The organism is Corallococcus interemptor (assembly GCF_003668875.1).
In the GTDB taxonomy this organism is placed as follows: Bacteria; Myxococcota; Myxococcia; order Myxococcales; family Myxococcaceae; genus Corallococcus; species Corallococcus interemptor.
Map to the genome: position 1 here is coordinate 14,713 of NZ_RAWM01000039.1, position 23,929 is coordinate 38,641.

A 23,929-nucleotide genomic window follows, 5' to 3' on the forward strand; every position below is an offset into this window, starting at 1 on the left:
ATTCGTCAAGCCCTTTGAAACATTCCAGCGCTCGCGCATGCGCGCATCACTTCGCCGAACAGCAGGCTTGCCAATCGCGCGGAGGCCGAGTTTTCGGCCTCGGGGAGGACCCCCTTTACAGATGCCGATCGCTGCCCAGAATGGCGCGCCTCAACTGTTCGCGCGCATGCGCGCACGCTCCAAACCGGACGGGAGGCGGGACTTGGCGGAGGTCGTGAGGGGTTTGAAGCTGGAGGTCGAGGCGGACGCCGCTGCCATCGCGGCCCAGGCCGCGGAGGAGCTGGAGCTCGCGGAAGCGGCGCTGACGCCCTTCCATGAACGGCTGCTGGCCGAGGAGTTGCTCGCGCGCAGCGGTGACACCCAGCAGCGGCTGGCGAACGCGCTGGCTGAAGCGAAGGTGGACCTCAACCCCCACCAGGTCGAAGCCGCGATGTTCGCGCTGGATGCTCTCTCGCGCGGCGGCTGCATGCTCGCGGACGAGGTGGGCCTGGGGAAGACCATCGAGGCGGGCCTCGTCGTCGCCCAGCTGATGGCCGAGGGCAAGAACCGTATCCTCATCCTGGCCCCGGCCGTGCTGCGCGCGCAGTGGAATGCGGAGCTGCGCGAGAAGTTCGACCTGGACAGCGTCCTCGTCGACGGCCGGGACGTGAAGAAGCACAACAACTGCTTCGACCAGCCCTTCCCCGTCATCTGCTCGCACCCGTTCGCGGCGAACAAGTCCGCGCTCGTGTCGGAGATTCCCTGGGACCTGGTCATCATCGACGAGGCCCACCGCCTCCGGAACGCGCACCGGCCCAACAACAAGACGGGCCAGGCGCTGCGCGCGTCGCTGGCGGGCCGCCCCAAGCTGCTGCTCACCGCCACCCCGCTCCAGAACGACCTGATGGAGCTGTTCGGCCTGATGTCGCTGCTGGACGAGCAGATCCTGGGCCCCGAGCACGCCTTCCGCAGCCGCTACCGCGCCGACGAGGGCGGCGGCATGACGGAGGCCGCCGCGTGCGAGCTCAAGGAGCGGCTGGCCCCGGTGGTGCAGCGCACGCTGCGCCGTCAGGTGCGCGAGTACGTCCGCTACACCAACCGCCGCAGCATCGTGGAGGACTTCCTCCCCTCCCCCGAGGAGCACGACCTCTACGAGAAGGTCAGCGAGTACCTGGCGCGCTCGGAGGCGGCGGCCATCGAGCCGGGCAAGAAGACGCTGCTGACGCTGTGCTACCGCAAGCTGCTGGCCTCCTCCACGTTCGCCATCGCGCCCACGCTGCGCCGGCTGTCGGAGAACCTGGAGAAGCGCCTGGCGGCCGCGCGGCTGGGACAGCAGGCCCTGGCGCTCTTCGAGCCGGAAGAGGCCAAGCAGTTCGTGGAGGAAGGCGAGGAGTGGTCCGACGACCCCTCCAAGGCGCCCCAGGTCCGCACGCTGGAGCAGGAGGTCTGGGAGCTTCGCCAGTACGCGGACCTCGCGGACTCCATCCGCACCAACGCCAAGGGTGAGGCGCTCAAGCGCGCGCTGGACCGCACCTTCGCGGTGATGCGCACGCACTCCTGGCCGGAGAAGGCGCTCATCTTCACGGAGTCCAAGCGCACGCAGCAGTACCTCTTCAACCTGCTGTCGGAGCACGGCTACCGGGGGAAGATCTCCCTCCTGTCCGGCGACGCCGGCGGCACGCCCGAAGAGCGCAAGGCGCTGGTGGACGAGTTCCGCAACAAGACGCAGATCCTCATCTGCACGGAAGCGGGCGCGGAGGGGCTCAACCTCCAGTTCTGCAACCTGGTGGTGAACTACGACCTGCCGTGGAACCCGCAGCGCGTGGAGCAGCGCATCGGCCGGTGCCACCGCTACGGCCAGCAGCGCGACGTGCTGGTGCTCAACTTCCTCAACCGCCAGAACGCCGCGGACGCGCGCCTCTTCGAGCTGCTGGAGAAGAAGCTCAACCTCTTCGACGGCGTGTTCGGCGCGTCCGACGAAATCCTGGGCGCGCTGGAGAGCGGCGTCGACTTCGAGCGGCGCGTGCTGGACATCTACCAGTCCTGCCGCGACCCGAAGGACATCAACGCCGCCTTCGACAAGCTGCGCGAGGAGCTGGAGGGCAGCATCAGCCAGCGCATGACGTCCATGCGCTCCGTGGTGCTGGAGCGCTTCGACGGCGACGTGCGCCGCCGGCTGCGCGTGGCGGGAGACGCGGCCAAGGAAGTGGTGGCCAAGCGCCAGCAGGAGGCGCGGGCGCTCACCGGCTCCGTGCTGGGCAGCCGCACCTCCGGACGGCTCCAGGTGGCCAAGGCCGCCTACGCGGTGCGCGACCGCACCCAGGACTCCGTCAGCTACCTGCAGCTGGACGCGGCGGGCCTGCCCTCGCGGCTGGCGCGGCTGGCCGGCAGCGAGGGCTGGTGGTTCGTCTACAAGTTCGAGACGACGGGCCTCAAGCCGGAGGAGAAGCTGGTCCACCTGGTGCTGGTGAAGGACCGGGACGGCGGCTTCCGCGCCCTGCCGCTGACGGACGGCGTCCACTTCACCAAGCTCGACGCCAAGGAAGAGAAGCGCCGGCAGCCCGCGCCGGTGTCGGTCCAGCTCATGCAAGAGCAGTCGCTCATGACCGCCAAGGATGAGCTGATCCGGGCCGCGGAGCGGCGCAACGCGCTGGAGCTGGACAAGGCCAAGGAGCGCGCGGACCGCTACGTCGAGGACTGCCTGATGGAGTCTCGCGAGGTGGTGGAGGCCGCCCGCCAGGCGTGGTTCGAGGCGCGCAAGGAGGTCTCCGGCATCGAGGACGTCGCGGAGCGCGCGAAGGCGCGGGCGCACTCGGACCGGATGGAGCGCGACTACCGCCGCAAGCTGGCGTCGCTGCGCAACGAGGAGGAGAAGCGCTACGCCTCCAAGGACCGGCAGATGGCGGAGCTGGCGAACAAGGCCCGCGTGACGGAGAAGCGCACCCTCATCGCGTCCGCTTACTTCTGGCTGTCCTGAGGCCCGTCGTCACAGGGGCTTGAGCCGAACCCACGTCGCGCCCCAGCCTCCGTCCGCCTCGGAGGCGGTCCGGAAGCTTTCGACCTCGGGCAGCGTGGGCAGCAGGGACTGCACGGTGCGCCTCAGCGCGCCCGTGCCCTTGCCGTGGATGATGCGCACGTCCAGCACGCCCTTCTGGCGGCAGGCCCAGACGTACTCGGTGACGAGGTCCTTCACGTCGCGGGGCTGGAAGAGATGCAGGTCGAGGTTCCCATCGACCGGAATTTCTACCGCTCCCAGTTCGCCTCCGAGCTCATCTGGCGTGGGCGGGGGCTCCGGACCCTCCGGCGGCAGGGGCGGGAGTGGCTTTCGGCGTGACACCGTAGCGGGCCTCCTCCTGGCGCTGCTTCTCCTCGGCCGCCAGGCGCTGGCGCTCGCGCGCGAGCCGGAACTGCTCCTTGAGGCTGGTGATTTCCCCCTTCAGCGAGGAGATCTCCTCCTTCACCGCGCCCTGGTGGGGCGTGCCCGTCAGGTCCAGGGCGTTGGCCGCACGCTTGCCCTCCGACCCCGCACCACCGGCGGAGGTCATCTGCATCAGGAGTGCGGCCAGGGTCATCACCATCATGGCCTTTCACGTAAGCAAGCGCCGTGCTCGCGCGCAAGTCATGTCGCGTGGGCAACGCCCCGTTGGCTGCCCTCCTCTTTGTATGACACGACGCGTTCCGCGAGCCGGACGGCGGACAGGGGGGCGCTGCCTTCCGCCTTGTTGTTGATGGTCACGAAGACGGGGCGCTCGCGCCGCACGGCGGCCATGCACACGCGGGCCAGCACGTCGCGCGTGCCGGCGTCTTCGTCCACCAGGCGGTTGAACGGCGCGTAGCGGGCGTAGGCCTCCTCGTAGCCCAGGTTCGGCGGCAGCATCCAGCGCACCACCACGCTGCGCGCTTCGAAGGCGCGCGTGAGCTTCGCCTGCCGCGCGACGGGCGGCATGTGGGCCCACACCGCGAGCACCGGACTCACGCCCGTGTCCGCGAGCGCCTGGGCAAAGCCCTCCGTGAGCAGCTCCTCGTTGCGCACCTCCACCGCGTACAGCGGGCCCTTGGGCAGCGCGGAGAAGAACGCGTGCAGCCGCTCCACGAAGCGGCCCGCTCCGCTCAGCGCCGCGGGGTCCTGTGGCGGGAACTGGAAGACGAGCGGTCCGGCCTTGGTGCCCAGCCCCTCCAGGAACGGCGCCACCACGTGGTCCACGGCGTAGGCCGCCTGGAGGAAGCGGTCGTTCACCTGCCCCCGGTGCGCGCCATAGCGCTCGTGCACGGGGAAGCGCGCCAGCGTGCAGGCCTCGTGGGCCTTCACCAGGAAGCGGAAGCCGTCCGGCACCTGCTGGGCATACTCGGCGAACGTGCTGGCCGGCACCGGCGCGTAGAACGTCCGGTCGATGCCCACCGTGCGCAGCACCGGGTGGTGCGCGTAGGCGGCCAGGCCCTCGCGCGCCAGCTGGGTGGTGCTGGCCTCGTGGTCGTAGACGAGCCCGGTCCACCCCGGGAAGGTCCACGACGACGTGCCCAGGTAGACGCCCTGGGGAAGCTGCTCGCCCAGCACGCGCAGGCCGTCGGACGGCTCGGCGGGGCCCACCGGCTGGGTCCGGCGCCGCGACGTGGCCGGCGGCTCCTCCACGGCCCCGGTGAAGAGGTCGAACTGCGCGGGTCGTCGCGGTGCGCTCATGCGTTCAGCTCCTCTCCTCCGGTGGGAGCCCTGGGTGTAATCCCGCCGTCCAGGCGATGCAGCAGGTTGCCCAAATTCAAGGGGACGTTCCAGGTTTCTGGCACGCCCTCCAGGCGGACGGGCCCGCACGGCCGGTCCTCCCCTCCATGGGGCTGTCTGTGATTGGACGTGGGTCCCAATGCAAATGCAGTCGCATCAGCGTAAGCTCCTCAAACCAAGAAATTCTTGGTCCGTGCTGTAAAGCTTGAGCGTCGTTGCAGCGGCCGGGGGGCCCCATGGACTGGTCGTTGACCGCATCGCTCCTCGCGGAGCGGGATGGACGGCCCATCGTCGTGATGGACCGGCGCGGCCGCATTGAACTGGCCAATGCCGCGTTCACGTCGCTCCTGGGCCGGCCCCGTGAGGAATTGCTCGGGCGCCGCTGGACGGAGGTCTGCACGCCGCGCGAGCACGCGCGCGAGGTGGGCCGGGCGCTGCGGGCCATCTTCACCAGCGCCGAGTACCGGCTGGAGACGGACGTGCTCACGCGCGACGGGGCGCGTCTGCCGGTGGAGCTGGACGTGGCCGCCGTGGGCCGGCCGCCGCTGCGCCTGGTGGCCATCGTCACCCGCGCGTCCCCGCCCCGCGTCGTCCCCGAGCGCTCCGTTCTCCCGGAGCCGGCCCCGGCCACGGGGACGCGCCGGGACCTGAGCTATGAAATCTCCACCGAGCTGGCGTCGTTCGGGACGCTCAAGGCGGTCTGGACCGACGGACAGGCGCGGCAGGAGGAGATGGTGGGCCGGTCGTGCTTCGGTGCCTTCGCGCACCGGGACGCGCCCTGCCTGGACTGTCCGCTGACGGCCGCGTCCCCACCCTCCTGGCCGCACACCATCGTGCGCCAGGCGTCCGGGCACGCCGAGGGCTACGAGGTCATCACCGCCACGCCCACGGGCGCGGGCACCGCGCGCGTCAGCGTGCACACCATCGGGGATGACACGCTCAGCGGCCTCTTCGAGGCGAAGGTGCGGCGCATGGCGAGCGCCGCGCGGCTGTCCGAACGCGAAGGCGATGTGTTGCGATATCTCGCGCTCGGCCGCTCGCCCACCGACATCTCGACGGTGTTGGGGATTACCGAGCGCACGGTGAAATTCCACCAGGCGAACCTGCTCCGGAAGCTGGGAGCGGAGACGCGGTACGACCTGCTCCGCCTGTTCTTCTAAGCAGGGCACCTTCCGCAGGGCATTGAGTTGACGGTGCTGGAGCTGGAGGCGCGGCCGGGCTCGCAGCCGCTTGATGGGACAGACCAACTGGTACCGCCCCGCGCCCGCGGCCACGGGCGCGCCCGTGGAGGACGCGCCGCGCCCGGCCCGCTCCGGCGCTAGACCTTGAGGCGGATGGCGCCCGGCACCAGCGTCATGGTGCAGGGCAGCCGGCCCGGCGTCTCGCCGTCCACGTCCAGGAACACGTCGCCCGTCAGGGACTCCGCGTGGAGCGTGCGGCAGCGCAGCCGCCGCGTGCCCTTCCAGGTGACGTGGTCGCCGTTGTAGACGCCCTTGGACTTGAGGACGAAGTCGGACAGGCCGTAGTTGGACCAGATGGTGATGTCGAACAGGCCATCGTGCGTCACGGCCTCCGGCGCCACGAACATGCCGCTGCCGAAGTAGCGCCCGTTGGCCACGGCCACCGCGGTGACGCTCACCGTCTCCGGCTCGCCGCCGTCCACCGTGAGGCGCACCTGCCGCTCCTGGTACTTCAAGAGGCCCTTCACGGTGCCCCACATGAAGCTCAGGTTGCCGCCCAGCGCCTTGCTGCCCTGGTTCACCTCGCGGGCCACCACCGCGCTCACGCCGAACGACGCGATGTTCGCGAAGAAGCGCGTGGCCGGCTTGCCGTCGTTGTCGATGAACTCCAGCCGCCCCACGTCGAAGGGCTCGGTCTTCTCCGTGCGCAGCCGCTCCAGCGCGGACGTCAGCTCCAGGTCCCACCCGAAGGTGCGCCGGAAGTCGCCGCCCGTGCCTCGGGGCAACAGGCCCAGCGTGGCCTGGGGGTTGATGACCTGTCCGTCGCGGAAGAAGCCGTTGGTGACCTCGTTGAGGGTGCCGTCGCCGCCCACCGCGACGATGCACTCATAGCCGTCGTCGATGGCCTGCCGCGCCAGACGCGCCGCATCCATGCCGCCGCTGGTGAAGCCGTACCCGAACTCGCCGAGCACCTTGCCCACCTGCGCGGAGATCTCCACCCATCGCTTCCCCGTCTGCCCGTTGGCGCTGCGCGGGTTGACCACGAGGAACGTCTTCATTCAGTGCCTTCTCCCTGCTGCCAGAACGGCCTGTTTACGCAATTGTGGGCCCAGGCTCCACTCCGCGACCCATGGGAGGGCCTCGGCGCCCGGGGTGTTTGTCACCCGGCCCCGTCCATGCTGGGCTCTTTTTCCCCCTGTTTTCGTCCCGGCCCCCGAGTGAACTCCCCGTCCTCCACCGAGCAGCTCACCCCCCACCGGGAGGCCACGCGCGCCCTGGACTGGGCGCTGCCCACGCTCCGGCTGGACCTGGAGGCCGCGGCGCGTCAGCCCTTCCGGGAGACGGGCGCGCAGGAGGACTTCCTGCACCGTCATGACGCACCGGCCCATGAATCCCAGGGGCCCGAGCGGACCGAGCGCTTCGAACAGGCCCTGGCCCGGGTGCGCCACCTCGCGGACGCGGGCGAGCCGCTGACCTTCGTCAGGATGGTGGAGGTCCAGGAGGAGCTGCTGGGTGCCCCCACGGGCTTTCGCACCGGGGACGCGTTCGCGTGGGGAGGCGCGCACCGCTACGCGCACGCGCCCGGCCTGGAGGCGGCCTTCCGCGAAAAGGTGGAGGCGGAAGCGCGCGAAGACCGTCACCCGGTGGCGCATGCCACGCGGTTGTATCTGGACCTGTGTTTCTTCCACCCCTTCCCGGACGGCAACGCCCGCGCGGCGCGGCTGTGGCTGGAGTACATGCTGCGCCGGGGCCGGCTGCCCACGCCGCCGCTGGCGCCCGTGGTGCTGTGGCCCAAGCGTCCGGGAGACGCCGTGAACTACACGCGGCTGGCAAGGCTGCTGGCCCGGAGCATCGCGGGGCCGGACGCCCCGTGCCGCAACGAGGTGTCCGAATGAGTGACAACGCTTCGGCTTTCACGTGGCGCCGCATCCGCGACAGCCTGGATGCCTACGCGCCGCAATCCCTGGCGGCCAGCCTGCGGGAGGCCCTGGCCCCGCTGCGGTCCGGCCACATCCATCCCGCCCGGCTCAAGCAGGCGCAGAACGTCGTGGTGGACCTGCTCAAGGCCGAGCTGGGCCCCTGGTACCTGGAGAGCGGCCTGCCCCTGGGCAACGAAGTGCTGGGGGGCTATTGCTGGTGTCACTCGTTCTTCAACCAGAACCCGCCGCACCGCACCCATGACGTGGATGAGAACATCCAGTTCATGCTGGACGCGCTGGAGCGGATCCGTTCGTTTCTGTACGCGCTGGACGGCGTGTTCCAGGCCGCGCGCCGTCAGCTCGAGCTGGCGGGCGACGACAAGGCTCTCCGGGCAGAGGCGCTCGCGGAAGGGCTGGTGCGGACCGTGGATCTGACGGCGGAGACGACGTCCTGTGAAGAGACCTGGTACCAGGTCGCGCAGGACGCCATGACGTGGTGCATCGAGGCGATGGGGCTGCCCTTGTCGGAGGCCACGCTGGAGCAGCTGGAGACCGCCTTCGTCTTCCAGTCCTGGATCGCGCCGCCTCCAGAAGTCCTCCGGGACGCGGCGGCGCGGGTGGCGGCGGGGGCGGTATGAGCCGGTCGGCCCTGGGGCACTGGCTGCTCATCCGCGACAGCCTGGATGCGTATGACCCGGAGAAGCTCATCCGGATGCTGCGTGAATACCTGACGCCGCGCGTGCCCCCGGGGACGCGCAAGCTCACGGACGAGCAGCACGACACGATGGCGAAACACATCCAGCGGATGCTCGGTCAGAACCTGGGGCCCTGGTACACGGAGACGGGGCTGTATCTGGGCAATGAGAGCTTCGGTGGCTACTGCTGGTGTCACCGCTTCTTCCGTCAGAAGCCCACGCCGGACATGAGCGTGGAATACAACATCCAGCTGATGATCGACGCGCTGGAGCGTTCGCGCGAATGGCTGTTCAAGCTGGACGTCCACTTCCAGGCGCTGAAGCGGGACCTGCCCCGGGCCCCCGAGGACCAGGACATCCGGATGCTCGCGCTGGCGGACGGCATCGTCACCACGATGAACCTCACCGCGGACGCCACGGGCTGCGAGGAGGCCTGGTACACGTTCGCGCACGAGGCGCTGGCGTGGATGTTCGACGCGATTGAACTGCGGCCGGGCTATCCGGCCGGGAAGTTGATGCGGAAGCTGTTCGCCTTCGAGTCCTGGCACTCGCCGCCCGAGTCGGAGCTGCGCGACTCGGCGGAGAAGGTGGCGGCGGCCATCGTGGCGGACGAGGGCCACCGGCACACGCACTGACTTCGCGGGTCCCTTCAGTGGATGGGCTTGCCGCGCGTCAGCTTCCGGGCCTGATCGCGCGAGCCGCCCTTCACCTCGATGCGTTTGCCCTGCACTTCCGCTTCCGGAAGCTTGAGGGAGATCTCCAGCACGCCGTTCTCGAAGTTCGCGTGGACGGACTCCGTGTCGATGCCCTCCGGAATCGGGATGGCGCGGCGGAAGACACCGCTGCTGCGCTCCAGGCTCCAGATGCCTTCGGCCTCCTCTTCCTGCTCCACCTCGAACGAGCGCTCGCCCTCAATCACGAGCAGGTCCTTCAGCAGCTCCACGTGGATGTCCTCCTGCCGCATCCCTGGCAGGTCGGCCTTCACGATGAGGTTTCCGTTCCGCTCCAGCACGTCCACCTGCGGGGACCAGAGCCCTTCGGCCAGCCCGGCACTCCCAGGAGTGAAGCCCCGGCCACCGAAGCCGGTGAAGAGCTGATCCATGTCCTCCATCATCCGGCGCAGCAGCCCGAATGGGCTCATGGGCACGGCTGGCGTGGTGGACTCGCGGCGGCTGATGCCCGTGGAGCCGGTCCGGGGCTCCTGCTGCGAGGCGGTGCCCTGCATGCCGGCCTGGGCGTTCTTCGCCACGGGCGAGGCGGAGGGCTCTCCCTGCGCCCCCGGGTTCCTGTTGTCGGTTGCCATGACGTCCTCCCCCGATGGAGCCCGGCTGGCGCCCGGCCGCCGGACCGCACCGGTGACTCAAGCGGGGATGGAATTATCCCAACCCCAAACCTGGGAGTGCTCGGGAGAGCCCACAAGGGTCCGGGGCGTCCGACATGGGCTTGAGCCCCGCTACGCGAGCAGCGTGGCCTCCATCACGGTGAGGGCCACGCCACCCACGCGGGCGCGCTCGACGTGGCCGGGCCGGCCGGTGACCTGGATGTCGATGCGGCCCGGCTTGCCGAGCGTGTCTCCCTGCTCGATGCGGCTGGACACGGTGCCGCCCTGCTCCGGCAGGCGGAGGCTCCCGTGCTCGGCGAGGTAGGCCGCCAGAGGGCCGGCGGCGGAGCCCGTCACGGGGTCCTCCAGGATGCCGAACCCCGGGACGAAGTAGCGGGCCTGGGCCGCGCTCCCCTCCTCCTTCGCCTCGCGGGTGAAGAGGTAGACGCCGCGCAGGCCGTGCGGCATCAGCAGCGCGTTCATCGCCGCGCCCCGAGGCGTCAGCGCCTCCAGGTCCGCGAGCCGCCGCAACGGCACCACCAGCCGGTGCCCCTGGCGGATCACCGGCAGTGACGGGTCCACCTGGGACGCCGTCCCGCCCAGCGTGGCCATCAGCGCCTCCAGCGCCACGGGGCTCGGCTGCGAGGGCGGAGGCGGCGTGGCAATCCACACCCGGCTGCCCCGCGAGCCCTGGGGCTCCAGTTCGATCTCGAAGGTGCCGCCGGGGCACTCCAGCGTGTACGTCCCCGGGCTGCGCAGGAGCCCCTTCTCCGCGAGCAGGTGGAAGCTGGCCACGGTGGCATGGCCGCAGAAGGGAATCTCATCCACGGGCGTGAAGTAGCGCAGGCGCACGGTGGAATCGCCGGGCCGGGACAGGAGGAACGCGGTCTCCGACGCGCTGACGGCCGCGGCGGTCCGCTGCATGGTGGGGACATCCAGCGCCGAGGCGTCGAGCACCACGCCCGCGCGGTTCCCGGCACCGGCGGTGCGGGTGAAGGCATCGATGATGTGGACCTGCATGGGCGGACTCCGGACGGGGCAAGGGCCAGTGGAACGGCGCAGGCATGCTCCGCTCCACCGCCGCCGTCAAGCGGTGGACCCACGTGCCGGCGAGGCACAGAACGGGGTTGAACGAGAGCGCCCGAGCAGGCACAGCATGCGCATGGGTCTCCTGAAGTCCGGTGGGTGGGTGGTGCTGGTGGTGTTGCTCCACGCGAGCGGCGCGGCGGCACAGATCGTCAACGTGCAGGCGCTCTTCGACGAGAAGGCGGAGCTGGGGCCGGCCGCGGCCATCGAGCTGGGCGGCGACTGGCGCACGGGCAGCACGCAGCTGTTCTCCATCCGGGGCTCGCTGGTGGGCCAGCTGCGCTCCGAGCGGAACGTCTGGCTGGGCGTCATCCGGGGCGAATATTCATTCGCGACGGGCGAGCGCATCGTCAGCCAGGTGATGGAGCACGTGCGCTACCGGCGCCGGTTCACCGACCGGGTGTCGGGGGAGGTCTTCGCCCAGCACGAATACAACGAGTTCCGCCGGCTCCAGCTCCGGGCCCTGCTGGGAGCGGGTCCCCGTTTCGTCCTGTTCAACGAAGAGAGCACGGGGCTCACTTTCGGTGTGGCGCTGATGGTGGAGCACGAGCGGCTGCGCAAGGACGGAGAACCGGACGCGGGAGACCGCTACACGGTTCCACGCGTCTCCAGCTATCTGCTGGGCCGGGTGAAGCTGATGGAGAACATCAACCTCGTGGAGACGGTCTACCTCCAGCCAAGAGTCACCCGTCCCTCCGACCTGCGAGTGCTCAACGAGACGCTGTTCGCGGTGACGCCCAATCCCCGGGTCACGGTAGGCATTGGCTTCAACCTCACCTACGACAGCGCACCGCCCGCGACGGTGCCGCCACTGGACACGCAAGTGCGCACCACCGTGGGGGTGAAGCTCTGACACGCGTCCCCCACCGGCGGAGGCGGTCCAGAAGCGAGCACCTCCTCCCAAAGTCCGAAGCAGATGCTCCCCAGTTGGTCCAGGTCCCGCTTGGAGGCCCGGGTGCAGCAGTCGGACAAGAGCTCCACCAGCACCTGCCGCCGGAGGCTGAAGTAGCCCTCCAGGAGCCACCGGGCGTCAGGCGAGCGCATGTCATGCAGCGCCAGGCCCAGGTTCTCCAGCGTCAGCGACTCATCCAACGGCACCGCGCGCGTCTTGCGTCCAGGCCGCTGCACCACCACGCCCCGCGCCGCCAGCCTCCGCAGCGCCTCACGGATGGTGCCCCGGCAGACGTCATAGTGCCGCGCCAGCTTCGCTTCCGAGCCGAACTGCCCGCTCGGGTGAATCCGTCCCAGCGCGATGTCGCGCTCAATCTGTGCTTCCACGTACGCCACGAGCCCGCCGTGCCCCATCCCCATTCCCCTTCCTCGTCCCAGCATCGCCATCCAACCACAGGGGTCTGACATGGACGCGCGAGGCTCCCCTCCGGAGCCGGACGAAAAAAACCTGTCCGACTGTCGGACAGGTTTTGAGGGAACCACACCGGTGCGGGCGCCTCTGCGCATGACCCGGGCCCTGGTGTCCGCTCGATTCGGCGAAACCTGTTTGTTCGTCGGACAGGTTCTGATCCATCCCACCCGGTGGGCGGCGCTGCCCGTGGCCCTACTTGGGCCCTTCGATAGGCACCCCATCACTCCCACCGCTTCGCGCGCTCAATCCAATCGTTTTGATGAAAGCCTGTCCGACTGCCGGTCGGGTTTGGGATTTGCGTCCTCGGAACGTGGCACCGCTTGAGCCCCGTTGTGCTCCACCTGGCTTGGGCAACGGATGGTGGCTTCCTGGGGGTAGGATTCAGGGATGGCGCTCCATCCCGTTCCCTCCCCTGTCGCCCTGCTGGGTGGTGGCAAGATTGCCGAAGCCCTGATCCAGGGACTGCTGCGCTCCGGCCTCGTGCGTCCTTCGGACGTTCGCGTCACCGTTCGCCGGTCTGAACGCGGAGAGGCGCTGCGCTCCCGGCACGGCGTGCACGTCCTCATGGACAACGCGCAGGCGGTGCGGGGCGCGGGAGTGGTCCTGCTGGCGGTGCGGCAAGCTCAGCTGCGGGACCTGATGGCCGTCATCTCGCCGGCCCTGGCGCCCGGGCAGACCGTGGTGTCGCTCTCCGCGGATGTCCGGCTTGCCCAGTTGGAGGCGGCGCTGCCTTCCTTTGTTTCAGTCATTCGCGCCATGCCCCACACACCCGTGCGCGTGGGCGCGGGTGTGACGCCGCTGACCGCTGGAACCCGGGTGATGGAGGCAGCGAAGCGCGCAGTGGAGTCTGTCTTCGCCGCGACGGGCCAGCCGCTGTGGATGTCCGAAGAAGCCCTGACCGTGTGCACGGGCGTGTCCTGCACGGGGCCCGCGTATGTCTTTCGATTCGTGGAAGCCCTGGCCCAGGCCGCGGTGGCGCATGGAATGGACGCGGCGGAGGCGGCGGCGCTCGCCAAGGGCACGCTCATTGGCGCGGCGAAACTGCTGGCCGAACCTGATGCCGCGACTCCTCGCCTCATCGCGGAGATCGCCACCCCGGGCGGCATCACCGAAGCGGGGTTGCTGGCGATGGAAGCCGAAGGACTTCCCCGCGTCGTGGGCGAGGCAGTCTCCGTCGCCATCCAACGCACACGCGAGCGCGCCGACGCGAACGCCGCCGCCTACAGCACGCCGAAGTGACGCTTGAGCCCCCGCTGGCCTCCGGGAGTGACGATGAGGCCTCGGGAATCGGGCTGACGCTCCACCCACCCCAGCGAGAACACCCGGGCGGCGAGCGCCGCGCCCAGTGCTCCCGCGAGGTGATCGCGCCGCTCGCTCCAGTCCAGACACCGGTGGGCGAAGTGGCGCCGCTGTTCGCGCACGGACGACAGGTCGATGCCGAAGTCCTGGCACCACGCCTCGCCGCTGGGGGTCAGCACGAACGCGCGTCGGCGCAGGGAGAGGTGGCCAGACCGGAGGAGCGCGTCGGTGATGCCCATGCCCAACCGGCCCGCCAGATGGTCGTAGCAATAGCGCGCGGCCCGCAGAGGCTCGGGGGCCGCTGACGCTCGGGGGCCCCGGACCGCCACGGTCATCAGCGCTTCCACCATCCGCGCCACGGTGGGCGTCGCGAGCCGGAACACCTTGTTGCGCCCCTGCCGGGTGGCGCGAATCAGCCGCGCCTGCTCCAGACGCTGGAGGTGCGCGGTCGCCGTCGCGGGACTGACGCCCGTGCCGAACGCGAGTTCCTTGGCGACGAGCGCCCGCCCCTCCATGAGGAGCTCCAGCATCCGGATCCGCGTGGCGTCCCCCACGGCTCCAGCCAACATCGTGAGGTCCGGTCCTGCATTCATCGTTCGCTCCATGGCGAACCATTTCCTAGCACACCTCGCCAGTTCTGGCGGCAGAGTGCCCAGCCACGAGGACCGATGACACCGCCCACCGACCCGTACCAGGCCGTCACCCACCCCGACCCATACCCGTACTACGCGCAGCTTCGCGCCCGGGGCGGACTGCACCGCGTCCCTGGCTTCGGCCCCTGGATCGCGGCGGATGCGGCCACCGTTCGCGCCGTGCTTTCCAGCGAGCATTGCCGCGTCCGGCCCCGCGCGGAGCCGGTGCCTCCGCACCTGGTGGGCACCGCCGCCGGGGCGCTGTTTGGACGGCTGGTGCGGATGAACGACGGCGGCCCCTTCCCTACCGTGAAGGAGACCCTGTCGCGCACGCTGACGGAGGCGCTGCGGGAGGTGCAGTTGGAGAGCCATCGCCAGGCGGCCCGGCTGTTCGCGAAGCCGTCGCTGTCACGGCTGCCAGACGCAGCGCTCCAACTTCCCGTGCTCGTGCTGGGGTCTCTGCTGGGCTTCCCGGAAGACACCCTGGAAGCGAGCGTGCAGGACGTGGATGCCTATGTCCGCTCGGTCGCCGGCCCACCTGTGCGCAGCGAAGGCGCGGCGAGGCTGCACGCGCGCGTGGCGGACTGTTTCCGGTCAACCGCGCGGACTGCGTTCACTGCCGGGCTCATGGCAGGCCCTGGTCCAGAGGACCTGCGCGTCCCCAACGCCGTGGGCCTGCTCACCCAGGCCTATGAAGCGACGGCCGGGCTCCTTGGAGCGACGCTGCGGGCCTTCGCTCGTGAGCCCTCGCTGCGGGAACAGGTCTCACGGGGCGAGTGCTCGCTCGATGACGTGGTCCAGGAAGCGGCCCGGCACGATGCCCCGGTCCAGAACACGCGGCGCTTCACCCACTCGGCCGCGACGGTCGCGGGCGTCGAGTTGGAAGCAGGAGCGACCGTGGTCGTCGTGCTCGCCGCCGCGAACCGGGATCCCCTGGTGAATCCCCAGCCCGACACCTTCCTGCCACGCCGTGCGGGCCGGCAGACCTTCACCTTCGGCCTGGGCGCGCATGCCTGTCCCGGGCCGCTGGTGGCGACGGCGATGGCCTCGGCGGCGGCGGCACGGGTGCTCGCGAGCGGCCTGGACCTGACGCCGCTGGCGGGCCCCGTCACCTGGCGTGCTTCCACCAACACCCGCGTCCTGGGAGGACCGTGATGATCGCTGTCATCTTCGAAGTCTGGGCACACGAGGAGCACCGGCAGCGATACCTGGACCTCGCCGCGGAGCTTCGGCCCCTGCTGGCGGACATCGACGGGTTCATCTCCATCGAGCGGTTCCAGAGCCTCGGCACTCCCAGCAAGCTGCTGTCCCTGTCGTACTGGCGCGACGAGGCGGCCGTGGCCGAGTGGCGGCGCCTGGAGGCCCACCGGGACGCGCAGCGCGAAGGACGGGCGGGCGTGTTCCAGGACTACCGCCTGCGGGTGGCGCACGTGGTGAGGGATTACGGCTTGGACGACCGGGCGGCCGTGCCCGCCGACAGCCGCACCGTGCACGGCTGACGCGGTTGACGCACGTTGGCTGTCCTCCCGCCCGTCCCTCCCATGCGGCCCATGACTCCCCTACCTTCCGTAGGGGGTGCATGATGAAGCGAGGCCATTGGAGAGGATGCTGGGGGCTGGCTGCCGCGCTGCTCGGGTTTCCGGCAGTGGCGCAGATGGAAGGTCCGCCCCAGGGCGCGCCGCAGTTCTCCTGCTTCGAGGCGGCGCGCGAGGGCAGCGGAGTGAGCGAAAGCGTCGCGGCCCAGCTCTGCCAGGGTGCCCGTTCCGACGCCCCGGCGCGGTGCTTCCTCCGGGTCCAGGAGAAGGGGTTCCTCTCGGAGCCTGACGCGCTCCAGCTCTGCCAGTACGCGGAGCCCTCGGATGATCCCGCGTCGTGCTTCCTCAAGGCGCGGACGTCCTCGTTCCTGGACGAGACACAGCTGCTGCAGCTCTGCCGCCCACCCATCGCGGAGATGATGCATCTGTGTCCCTATGGTCCTTGAGGGCTCACCGGGCGCCGAGGAACGCCTTGACGCTCGGGACCTGGAGTTTCTGGGACTCGATGCACAGCCGGATGGACTCCACGGCCCGGGCCAGTGCGCGCGGACCGCCTTCAATCTTGTCCACGCGGGGCGTGAGGAAGGTCTCCACCTGCGCCAGGTTGATGTCGTCGCAGAGGCTCCCCGTCTGGCCAATCAGCCGGCCCAGCTCGTCCGAACGCAGCCGCTGGGTCAGCGCGTCGAAGTGCGTCTGGTAGAAGTTCCATGCGAGGGATTGCGACTCTGGTGACATCAACGCCATCCGGAGGATGACCTGCGAGTCCCGCACGTCGAAGTCCGGAGACACCACGAGCCCCAGGGCCCGCCACAGCAGCTCCGGGTTCCGGAAGTAGGCCAGGGACATCAGCAGCCGGGAACGCTCGGTGCGATCCTGTTCCTTCTTCGCGGCCTCCAGCAGCGCGTCGAACAGCGCCGCGTCGCCGTGCGTCGCCGCTCGGGGCAGCGCGGCACCGAACGCCTCCGGGTCCACCGACTTCCGGTCCTTGAGCCAGGCCTGAACGAGAGGCAGCGCCTCCTTCGCCAGCCGGGGGTCATCCCCCAGACCACCGGCCAGCCGGAGAAAGACGGAGCGTGAGGCCTTCACGGAGTCGTCCTCGCCCGGCTTCGGCACCCAGCCCATGGCCCGAGCACGCGCCGAATAGAGCGACGCCACCCACGTACGGAAGCGCTGGCGCTCCTCGGGGGTGAGCTGATCCAACCGCACGAGTTCCAGCAAGGACGCACCGCTCTGCACCACGAGCCGGTTCGCCGACTTCGCGGAGGCGGGCACCGCCTTCAGCGCCTCTCCCAACGGCAGGTCGCCCCGCGTCACCGCCGCGTCCACATCCGCCCAGAGCGCCACCTGCTCCGAGAGCGTGAAGGCGGCGGCCGGGGTCGCGAGCAGCTTCGTCAGCTGCTCGCGGGTGTAACCGGCGCGGTAATAGCCCGCGCCGCCCGCGTTGAGCAGCACCCACGCCGGGCACTGCTTCGTGGGCAACGCGACCTCCGCGGAAGGCCCCTGCAGCATCGAGCACACCCGCGACGACTGCGTGCCCGTGCCCACGCGAAGACACACGGGCACCTGCCACTCCTGCCGCGCGTCCGCCTTGGACCCCAGGGGGAGGTAACGCTCCTGCGACAGCTTCACGGACGGAGCGCCGCCCGCCGGGCAGGACAACTGCGCGGTGATCCGAGGCGCGCCAGTGCGCTGGATGAACCCGCCAAAGGATTGCGCCACCTCCGGCCCCGCTGCCTGGCCCAGGTCCGCGAGGAAGTCCTCCGTGGTCGCGACCTTCCACGCGTGCTTGCGGACATAGCCCCGGAGGATGTCGCGGAAGCGCTCCGGCCCCAGCCACGACTCATACATCGCGATGACGGACGAGCCCTTGTCATACGTCGTCCCGTTGTCGAACGAGCCCACGATGTCGTCATTGCTCTCCACAGGCTTGCGCACGGGCAGCGCCGACTCCAGCTCATCCGCCACCAGCGCGGAGTCGGTCGCGGACATGGCGCGCTCCTGCTGGAAGTCCCAGGACGGCTCCAGCCGGTCCACCGTCTGCCGGTCCAACCACGCGGTGAAGGACTCATTCAGCCAGATGTCGTTCCACCACGAGCAGGTGACGACGTCGCCGAACCAGTAGTGCCCCAGTTCATGGTTGGCGATGACCGCGTAGGACTTGCGGCGGACGAGCGTCTCCTCGCCGGGCGGAATGAGCGTGAGCGGCTGGCCGAGCGCGACGATGCCCGGGTGCTCCATGGTGCCCCAGTACCGGGGCACCACCGCCACATCCAGCTTCTCGTACGGGTACGGCTGGTCGAAGAAGTCCTCCAGCCCCTTCACGATGCGCGGCGTGATGCTCGCGGCGTAGCGCGTCTCCGCGCCGCGTCCCTTGGGGACGATGAAGCGCAGCGGCACGTTCGTGCGGCCCACGGAGCCCGCCTCCACCACGTCGAACGGCCCCACCATGAAGGCCACGAGGTAGCTGGGCATGGGCTTGCTCTCCGCGAAGGTGACGCGCTCCAGGCCGTCCGCCAGCGGCTCGCGGGACACGACGGGATGGTTGGCCAGCGCCACGTGTCCGGCCTTCACGGTGAAGCGCAGGCGCCACGGCACCTTGAAGGCCGGCTCGTCGAAGCACGGGAAGGCGCGGCGCGCGTCGATGGGCTCGAAGAAGGTGTAGAGGTAGGGCTCGCCGCCCTCGGCGACGCCGTAGAGGCCCTGGCTGCGCTCGCGGTCCACCTTGCCGGTGAAGTCCAGGACGAGCTGGGCCTTGCCCACGGGCAGCTCCTCCGGGAGCAGCAATCCCAGACGCCCTTCCGTCGCGGCGACGGGCTTCGCGTCGAACGTGCGGCCATTCACGGTGACGCGCGCCCGCGTCACGTCCAGGTCCTGCGCGTGCAGCCACACCTGGCGCACCGGCTCGCGGACCTCCACGTCGATGGTGACACTGCCCGGGTACGTGTCCTCCGAAGGCACGAGCTTCAGGTCCAACGCGTAGTGCACGGGCCGCACGGCGTCCGGCAGCCGCAGCGCGGGAGGCAGCGCCTCCGGCCATGACACGGCGGGCGGTGCGGAGGCAGGCGGCGCGGCCTCTGGCGCGTGGGCACAGCGGACGGTCAACACCACCAGGACAAGGAGTGGGAGCAGTCGCATGGGGGCGCAGCGTAGAAGTCGCCCTGGATTCTCGCGAGCCCAAGTTCACGAAGCTGTGCGTTAACGGAACCACCGCCAGGCAGCTGATACGTCTCAGCTCGCGAAACAGTGCTTTGAGAACCGGGAGCCGCTACGGTCCAGCTTCCCCCGTATCAGCTCCAAACCGAGGAAAAACATGTCTCTTCGCAGCAGCGGCCTCCCCTCCCTTTTCGTCTCCCTGCTCTTCGTCGTGGGCTTCGCGTCGACCGCCAACGCTGACACCTACCAGACCTACGTGACGCCCAAGGTCAATGGTTCTCAGATTGGAACGTATCTCCCCAACCAGCCCACCGGCAGCTTCAGCAGCGCCGCCGACACCGCCCGCCGCTTCTGTCAGGACCAGGGCCACAGCGGCGCGCAAAGCTTCACCACCGCCCTGCGCAGTATCGCGTATACATACATCGTGGGAACGAATGGCGTGGGCCCCTGGAACACCACGGGCAACGCCAACGTGACGATGATTGAGACCGTCACCTGCTTCAACTCCAGCTCGGACACCACGTACACGACGCTCGTGGTCAACGGCTTCCAGGTGGGCACCCTCCAGCCCAGCCAACCGGCCAGCAGCTTCAGCAGCCCCGCCGATACCGCCCGCCGCTTCTGCCAGGACCGGGGCCACGCCGGCGCCCGTCGCTTCACCACGGCCATCCGCAGCTCCACCTACACGTACATCGTCGGGACGAACGGCGTCGGTCCCTGGAACACCACGGGCAACGCCAACGTGACCATGCTGGAGACCATCACCTGCTTCGACGGGACGGTCCTCACGTACACGACGCCCACGGTCAACGGCTTCCAGGTGGGCACCATCCAGCCCAACTACCCCACGGGCAATTTCAGCACGCCGGTGGACACCGCCCGCCGGTTCTGCCGCGACCTCACCCACGTGGATGTGAGCAGCTTCACCACCGCCATCCGCAGCTCCTCTTACACGTACATCGTTGGCGCCAATGGCGTGGGCAACTGGAACACCACCGGTAACTCCAACGTGACGATGCTCGAGACCATCACCTGCCTCACCCAGTAGCGGGGAAACCGCAGGGTATTCACAGACCCCAAACGGGTTTGAGCAGACACCTCAAACAATCCAGAGCATGTCTGTGTTCATGTTTTGGACCTGATAGATCGCACCTTCCTCGTACTGCTCCAGGAAGGTGCGATGCGCCGGCAGGACACACTGTCCCGGGTGTTGTTTTAAGCATTCATCGGCGCTGTCTTTGCGGTCACGGCTTGCAATGCCGGTGACGAACCGGAGCGGGAGACCGGCAACGTCCGGTTCATCAGCGCGGTGCCGCAGGCGCTCGCGGGGGATGAGATCACCCGGGTGACGGTCACCCTGACGGCCTCCGGCGTGACTTCCGCCACCACCGTGCTCACGAAGGGCACGGACGGCTGGAGCAGCACGATGTATCAGGTGCCCGCAGGCACCCAGCGGACCTTCACGGATGCCTTCCTACACGCCCGCGAGCCCCTGAAGTCCCCCTGAAAGTCAGTTGAAGAGCGGTCGGACCCACGCGGGTCCGGCCGCTCCGGGCATTGCGGCGCCCCGCGATTGAGCGAGGATGCGGCCCATGTCCAACCTCCAAGGCAAGACCCTCTTCATCACCGGCGCCAGCCGCGGCATCGGCAAGGCCATCGCGCTGCGCGCGGCCCGCGACGGCGCCAACATCGTCATCGCGGCGAAGACGACCGACCCGCACCCCAAGCTGCCCGGCACCATCTACTCGGCGGCGAAGGAGATTGAAGAGGCCGGCGGCAAGGCGCTCCCGTGCGTGGTGGACATCCGCGACGAGGCGCAGATCCACGCCGCCGTGGCCAAGGCCGTGGAGACCTTCGGCGGCATCGACATCCTGGTGAACAATGCCAGCGCCATCAGCCTCACCGGCACGCTGGAGACGCCGCTCAAGCGCTTCGACCTGATGCACGGCATCAACACGCGCGGCACCTTCGCGTGCTCGCAGGCGTGCATCCCGTACCTCAAGAAGTCCTCCAACCCGCACATCCTCAACAACTCGCCGCCGCTCAACCTGGAGCCGCGCTGGTTCGGGCCGCACGTGGCCTACACCATCGCGAAGTACGGCATGAGCCTGTGCGCCCTGGGCATGGCGGAGGAGCTCAAGGACGACGGCATCGCCGTCAACACGCTGTGGCCCCGCACCGTCATCGCCACCGCCGCCGTGCAGAACCTGCTGGGCGGAGACGACACCATCAAGGGCAGCCGCAAGCCGGAGATCATGGCGGACGCCGCGTACGCCATCCTCACCAAGCCCAGCCGCTCCTTCACCGGGAACTTCTGCATCGACGACGAGGTGCTGCGCGCCGCCGGCGTCACCAACTTCGACCAGTACCAGTCCGTCCCCGGCGCGGAGCTCCTGCCCGACTTCTTCCTCTAGTCGCGCGGAAAAGCCCCATGCCCCCGCGCAAGCTCCAGCGACACCTGGTCTGGCTCGAGTCCTTCACCGCCGCCGTGGAGGCCGGCAGCATCGAAGCCGCCGCGGAGCACCTGGGCGTCGCGCGCTCCGTGGTGAGCGAGCACATCCGCGCCCTGGAGGAAGCGCTCGCGGATGGCGCCGCCCTGCTGGAGCGGGGGCCGGGCCGGCGCCTGCAACTGTCCGCGCGCGGGGAGCGCCTCTACGCGGGCACCCAGACGCCGCTGCACCAGCTGGACGTGAAGCGGCTGATGGACCTGGCCCGCGTGGAGCCCACCCTGCGCCTGGGCCTCAACCCCACGCTGTCCATGTCGCTGCTGGGCGGCATCGCGCAGGATGCCGCCGCCGCCGACCTCAAGCTGGTGGTGGGCTTCGGCGGCTCGCACGAGCTCATGCGGCAGGTGCAGACGCGGCAGCAGGACCTGGCGCTCGACTTCACCCCCCTGCCCCCGCACGAGGGCGTGGACACCGAGTCCCTGCTGCGCATGTCCTTCGTCGTCATCGCGGGCCCGGACTCCGCGCTCGCCCGCACGCACGCGTCCCGCCGCTCCCTGGACGTGAAGGACCTCCAGGACCAACGCTTCGTGGACTGGCTGCGGGACGACCCCTACGGCGGCGCCAACAGCGCCCGCTTCGCCGCGCACGGCGTCTCCGTCACGGAGGTGGGCCGCGTGGAGAGCTTCCTCCACCTGTACGAGCTGCTGCGCGCCTACAAGGCGTGCACCATCGCCCCGGACGTGCGCCCCACCCAGCCGTTCCCGCCCGACCTGCACGTCTGGCCCCTGCGAGAACAGGAGCCCCAGGTCGTGGAGGTCGTGGCCGTCTGGCCCTCCGGAGGCCTCAGCCCCGCCGTCCAATCCCTCCTTGACGGGCTGCGTCGTCGCCTGAACAAACGGCGATAATCCGACGAAGGCGTCGATTTCTGCCGGATTTCCGTCTTGCGGCGCGGTGCGTATTCTTCATGCGTCCTGTTTCGCCTGAAGGAGCCGCCCGCGATGACGCCCACGGAAAGGACCCTTGCCCGCCTCCCGGCCCACCTGCGCCGCTACGTGGTGGCCCAGGACTACGAGGCGTACACGCCCCGCGACCAGGCGGTGTGGCGGCACATCCTGGGGCAGCTGCGCGAACACCTGAGCGACAAGGCCCACCCCGTCTACCTGGAGGGCCTGGAGGCCACGGGCATTGGCGCGGAGGCCATCCCCAGCCTGGACGAGATGAACGAGAAGCTGTCCAAGCTGGGCTGGGCCTGCGTCGCGGTGCGCGGCTTCATCCCGCCGGCCGTCTTCACGGAGCTGCAGGCGCTGGGCGTGCTGGCCATCGCGGCGGACATCCGCACCCACGAGCACATCCAGTACACGCCCGCCCCGGACATCGTCCATGAGAGCGCGGGCCACGCGCCCATCATCGCCAACGCGCGGTATGCCCAGTACCTCAAGGCCGTGGGGCTGGTGGGGTTCAAGGCCATCGCCAGCGTGGAGGACCAGGCCGTCTTCGAGGCCATCCGCAACCTCTCCGTGGTGAAGGAGGATCCCACCGCCACGGAAGAAGAGATCGCCCACGCGCAGGCCCGCCTGGAGGCCGCCAACGCCAGCCACCGCTACATCAGCGAGAGCACCCGCGCGAGCCGCCTGTACTGGTGGACCGCGGAGTACGGCCTCATTGGCGACCTGAAGCACCCGCGCATCTACGGCGCGGGCCTGCTGTCCAGCATCGGCGAGGCGAAGCACTGCCTGACGTCCGCCGTGCACAAGCTGCCCCTGGGCGTGGCGTGCGCGGACACGGACTACGACATCACCCGCATGCAGCCGCAGCTCTTCGTGGCGCGCGACTTTGAACACCTCTTCGAAGTATTGGCGGAGTTCGAATCCACGCTCGCGTGGAAGCGCGGCGGGGACTTCGGCCTCAACGAGGCGCTGCGCGCCCGCACGGTCAACCACCTGGTGCTCGCGGACGGCCGCGAGGTGACGGGCAAGGTCGTGGAGCTGCTGCCGGGCGCGAAGGACGTGGCCCCGGGCCTGTCCACCGCGCTGGCCCGGCTGGAGGGCCCCATCCTCACGTCCGTGAACGGGCACGCCCTGGACAAGCCCTTCAGCGGCGCGGCGCTGGTCGCCTTTGGCCAGGGCACCCTGCCGGAGCGCGGCAGCTTCCAGCTGACGCTCGACAGCGGGCTGGTGCTGGAGGGCTTCGCGGTGGGCGGCGGCGAGGTGATTGGCCTTCGCGGCTCGCTCTCCGGCCGCGAGCTGACGCTGCCGTCCATGGCGCGCCTGTACCTGACGGAGCGCCTGCCGTCCGTGGCGGGCGGGCCCGCCGACCCGGGCACGTGGGACGAGTGGTTCGGGGAGCTGGACGCCTTCACCGCGGGCGACGGCGAGGCCCAGGCGCGCGAGCGCAAGGCGCAGGCCCTGCCCCCGTCGCTGGCCGCCCTCTACACGGAGGTGCGCCGCATCCGCGAGACGGGCCAGCTGGCCCCCGAGCGGCTGGAGCAGATCGCCCAGGCGACCTCGGCCTTCCCGTCCGACTGGCTCCTGCGCGCGGAGGTGGCCGAGCTGCGCGGCGAGGTGCCCTCGCGGCGTGAAGCGGCGCACGCCTGATTCGAAAG

General features: G+C 69.7%; 23 protein-coding genes and 1 pseudogene. 15 read left to right on the forward strand and 9 right to left on the reverse strand.

Going from position 1 to position 23,929, the window contains the following annotated elements:
- The first annotated feature begins 166 nt into the window (after window positions 1–166).
- Complete coding sequence (locus tag D7X96_RS16740; RefSeq protein WP_120546667.1) at window positions 167–2,956, forward strand: SNF2-related protein; 2,790 nt, start codon at window positions 167–169, stop codon at window positions 2,954–2,956.
- Window positions 2,957–2,965: 9 nt separating this feature from the next.
- Here the strand turns inward: D7X96_RS16740 and D7X96_RS16745 are convergent, their stop codons facing one another.
- Genes D7X96_RS16745 through D7X96_RS16755 form a run of 3 tightly spaced genes read right to left on the reverse strand, consistent with a single transcriptional unit; the run spans window position 2,966 to window position 4,657 of the window.
- Complete coding sequence (locus D7X96_RS16745) at window positions 2,966–3,316, reverse strand: Smr/MutS family protein (protein WP_120546666.1); 351 nt, start codon at window positions 3,314–3,316, stop codon at window positions 2,966–2,968.
- Window positions 3,249–3,560: a hypothetical protein gene (locus D7X96_RS16750; RefSeq protein WP_167510846.1), complete on the reverse strand. Its 312-nt coding sequence runs from the start codon at window positions 3,558–3,560 to the stop codon at window positions 3,249–3,251. The genes D7X96_RS16745 and D7X96_RS16750 overlap by 68 nt, the downstream gene beginning before the upstream one ends.
- Before the next feature lie 38 nt (window positions 3,561–3,598).
- Complete coding sequence (locus D7X96_RS16755) at window positions 3,599–4,657, reverse strand: DUF72 domain-containing protein (RefSeq protein ID WP_121770184.1); 1,059 nt, start codon at window positions 4,655–4,657, stop codon at window positions 3,599–3,601.
- 275 nt (window positions 4,658–4,932) lie between these two features.
- Here D7X96_RS16755 and D7X96_RS16760 point away from each other — a divergent pair, with 275 nt between their 5' ends.
- Complete coding sequence (locus tag D7X96_RS16760) at window positions 4,933–5,856, forward strand: PAS and helix-turn-helix domain-containing protein (RefSeq protein WP_120546664.1); 924 nt, start codon at window positions 4,933–4,935, stop codon at window positions 5,854–5,856.
- A gap of 158 nt (window positions 5,857–6,014) precedes the next feature.
- Here the strand turns inward: D7X96_RS16760 and D7X96_RS16765 are convergent, their stop codons facing one another.
- Window positions 6,015–6,935, reverse strand: coding sequence for a diacylglycerol/lipid kinase family protein (locus D7X96_RS16765; RefSeq protein WP_120546663.1), 921 nt, complete (start codon window positions 6,933–6,935; stop codon window positions 6,015–6,017).
- Between the two features lie 159 nt (window positions 6,936–7,094).
- Here D7X96_RS16765 and D7X96_RS16770 point away from each other — a divergent pair, with 159 nt between their 5' ends.
- Genes D7X96_RS16770 through D7X96_RS16780 form a run of 3 tightly spaced genes read left to right on the forward strand, consistent with a single transcriptional unit; the run spans window position 7,095 to window position 9,126 of the window.
- A complete protein-coding gene (locus D7X96_RS16770) occupies window positions 7,095–7,772 on the forward strand; it encodes a Fic family protein (RefSeq protein WP_208647324.1) in 678 nt (225 codons plus the stop codon).
- Entirely contained in the window at window positions 7,769–8,434 is a 666-nt protein-coding gene (locus tag D7X96_RS16775) for a hypothetical protein (protein WP_120546661.1), read from the forward strand. The genes D7X96_RS16770 and D7X96_RS16775 overlap by 4 nt, the downstream gene beginning before the upstream one ends.
- Window positions 8,431–9,126, forward strand: a complete 696-nt coding sequence (locus D7X96_RS16780) for a hypothetical protein (protein WP_120546660.1) — start codon at window positions 8,431–8,433, stop codon at window positions 9,124–9,126. Before D7X96_RS16775 ends, D7X96_RS16780 begins: the two co-directional genes overlap by 4 nt.
- 14 nt (window positions 9,127–9,140) lie before the next feature.
- On the opposite strand, the gene D7X96_RS16785 is transcribed toward D7X96_RS16780, so the two are convergent.
- Both D7X96_RS16785 and D7X96_RS16790 read right to left on the reverse strand, forming a co-directional pair.
- A complete protein-coding gene (locus D7X96_RS16785) occupies window positions 9,141–9,794 on the reverse strand; it encodes an Hsp20/alpha crystallin family protein (RefSeq protein WP_121770187.1) in 654 nt (217 codons plus the stop codon).
- Between the two features lie 150 nt (window positions 9,795–9,944).
- Window positions 9,945–10,832 carry a PhzF family phenazine biosynthesis protein gene (locus D7X96_RS16790; protein WP_120546654.1) on the reverse strand — a complete coding sequence of 296 codons (888 nt, stop codon included), beginning with the start codon at window positions 10,830–10,832 and terminating at the stop codon, window positions 9,945–9,947.
- 136 nt (window positions 10,833–10,968) lie between these two features.
- Here D7X96_RS16790 and D7X96_RS16795 point away from each other — a divergent pair, with 136 nt between their 5' ends.
- The gene (locus D7X96_RS16795) at window positions 10,969–11,751 is read left to right on the forward strand and encodes a DUF481 domain-containing protein (RefSeq protein WP_244219613.1); all 783 of its coding nucleotides are present in this window, start codon (window positions 10,969–10,971) and stop codon (window positions 11,749–11,751) included.
- A 50-nt stretch (window positions 11,752–11,801) separates the two neighbouring features.
- Here D7X96_RS16795 and D7X96_RS16800 read toward each other — a convergent pair.
- Window positions 11,802–12,209: pseudogene (locus D7X96_RS16800) on the reverse strand (FadR/GntR family transcriptional regulator); the annotation flags it as partial.
- Between the two features lie 439 nt (window positions 12,210–12,648).
- On the opposite strand from D7X96_RS16800, the gene proC reads away from it, so the two are divergent.
- Window positions 12,649–13,500, forward strand: coding sequence for a pyrroline-5-carboxylate reductase (gene proC, locus D7X96_RS16805; RefSeq protein ID WP_121770188.1), 852 nt, complete (start codon window positions 12,649–12,651; stop codon window positions 13,498–13,500).
- Here the strand turns inward: proC and D7X96_RS16810 are convergent.
- A complete protein-coding gene (locus D7X96_RS16810) occupies window positions 13,482–14,153 on the reverse strand; it encodes an ArsR/SmtB family transcription factor (protein WP_233610150.1) in 672 nt (223 codons plus the stop codon). The two genes, proC and D7X96_RS16810, sit on opposite strands and share 19 nt — an antisense overlap.
- 75 nt (window positions 14,154–14,228) lie before the next feature.
- On the opposite strand from D7X96_RS16810, the gene D7X96_RS16815 reads away from it, so the two are divergent.
- The 3 genes from D7X96_RS16815 (at window position 14,229) to D7X96_RS16825 (ending at window position 16,173) form a co-directional block, all read left to right on the forward strand.
- Window positions 14,229–15,347, forward strand: coding sequence for a cytochrome P450 (locus tag D7X96_RS16815; protein WP_121770189.1), 1,119 nt, complete (start codon window positions 14,229–14,231; stop codon window positions 15,345–15,347).
- The gene (locus D7X96_RS16820) at window positions 15,347–15,691 is read left to right on the forward strand and encodes an antibiotic biosynthesis monooxygenase family protein (RefSeq protein ID WP_120553155.1); all 345 of its coding nucleotides are present in this window, start codon (window positions 15,347–15,349) and stop codon (window positions 15,689–15,691) included. Before D7X96_RS16815 ends, D7X96_RS16820 begins: the two co-directional genes overlap by 1 nt.
- Before the next feature lie 155 nt (window positions 15,692–15,846).
- Window positions 15,847–16,173 (forward strand): hypothetical protein, encoded by a 327-nt coding sequence (locus tag D7X96_RS16825; RefSeq protein WP_233609915.1) that lies wholly within the window; start codon window positions 15,847–15,849, stop codon window positions 16,171–16,173.
- 4 nt (window positions 16,174–16,177) lie between these two features.
- Here D7X96_RS16825 and D7X96_RS16830 read toward each other — a convergent pair whose 3' ends face one another.
- Window positions 16,178–18,862, reverse strand: coding sequence for a M1 family metallopeptidase (locus D7X96_RS16830; protein WP_121770190.1), 2,685 nt, complete (start codon window positions 18,860–18,862; stop codon window positions 16,178–16,180).
- A gap of 175 nt (window positions 18,863–19,037) precedes the next feature.
- Here D7X96_RS16830 and D7X96_RS16835 point away from each other — a divergent pair, with 175 nt between their 5' ends.
- From D7X96_RS16835 to D7X96_RS16855, 5 genes are all read left to right on the forward strand, one after another.
- Window positions 19,038–19,928 (forward strand): hypothetical protein, encoded by an 891-nt coding sequence (locus D7X96_RS16835; protein WP_121770191.1) that lies wholly within the window; start codon window positions 19,038–19,040, stop codon window positions 19,926–19,928.
- A 297-nt stretch (window positions 19,929–20,225) separates the two neighbouring features.
- Window positions 20,226–20,387, forward strand: coding sequence for a hypothetical protein (locus tag D7X96_RS39985; RefSeq protein WP_158626588.1), 162 nt, complete (start codon window positions 20,226–20,228; stop codon window positions 20,385–20,387).
- Window positions 20,388–20,472: 85 nt separating this feature from the next.
- Window positions 20,473–21,294 (forward strand): SDR family oxidoreductase, encoded by an 822-nt coding sequence (locus tag D7X96_RS16845; RefSeq protein WP_121770193.1) that lies wholly within the window; start codon window positions 20,473–20,475, stop codon window positions 21,292–21,294.
- 17 nt (window positions 21,295–21,311) lie between these two features.
- Window positions 21,312–22,232: a LysR family transcriptional regulator gene (locus tag D7X96_RS16850; protein ID WP_121723738.1), complete on the forward strand. Its 921-nt coding sequence runs from the start codon at window positions 21,312–21,314 to the stop codon at window positions 22,230–22,232.
- 93 nt (window positions 22,233–22,325) lie between these two features.
- Window positions 22,326–23,921 (forward strand): aromatic amino acid hydroxylase, encoded by a 1,596-nt coding sequence (locus tag D7X96_RS16855; protein WP_121770194.1) that lies wholly within the window; start codon window positions 22,326–22,328, stop codon window positions 23,919–23,921.
- Window positions 23,922–23,929: the final 8 nt, after the last annotated feature.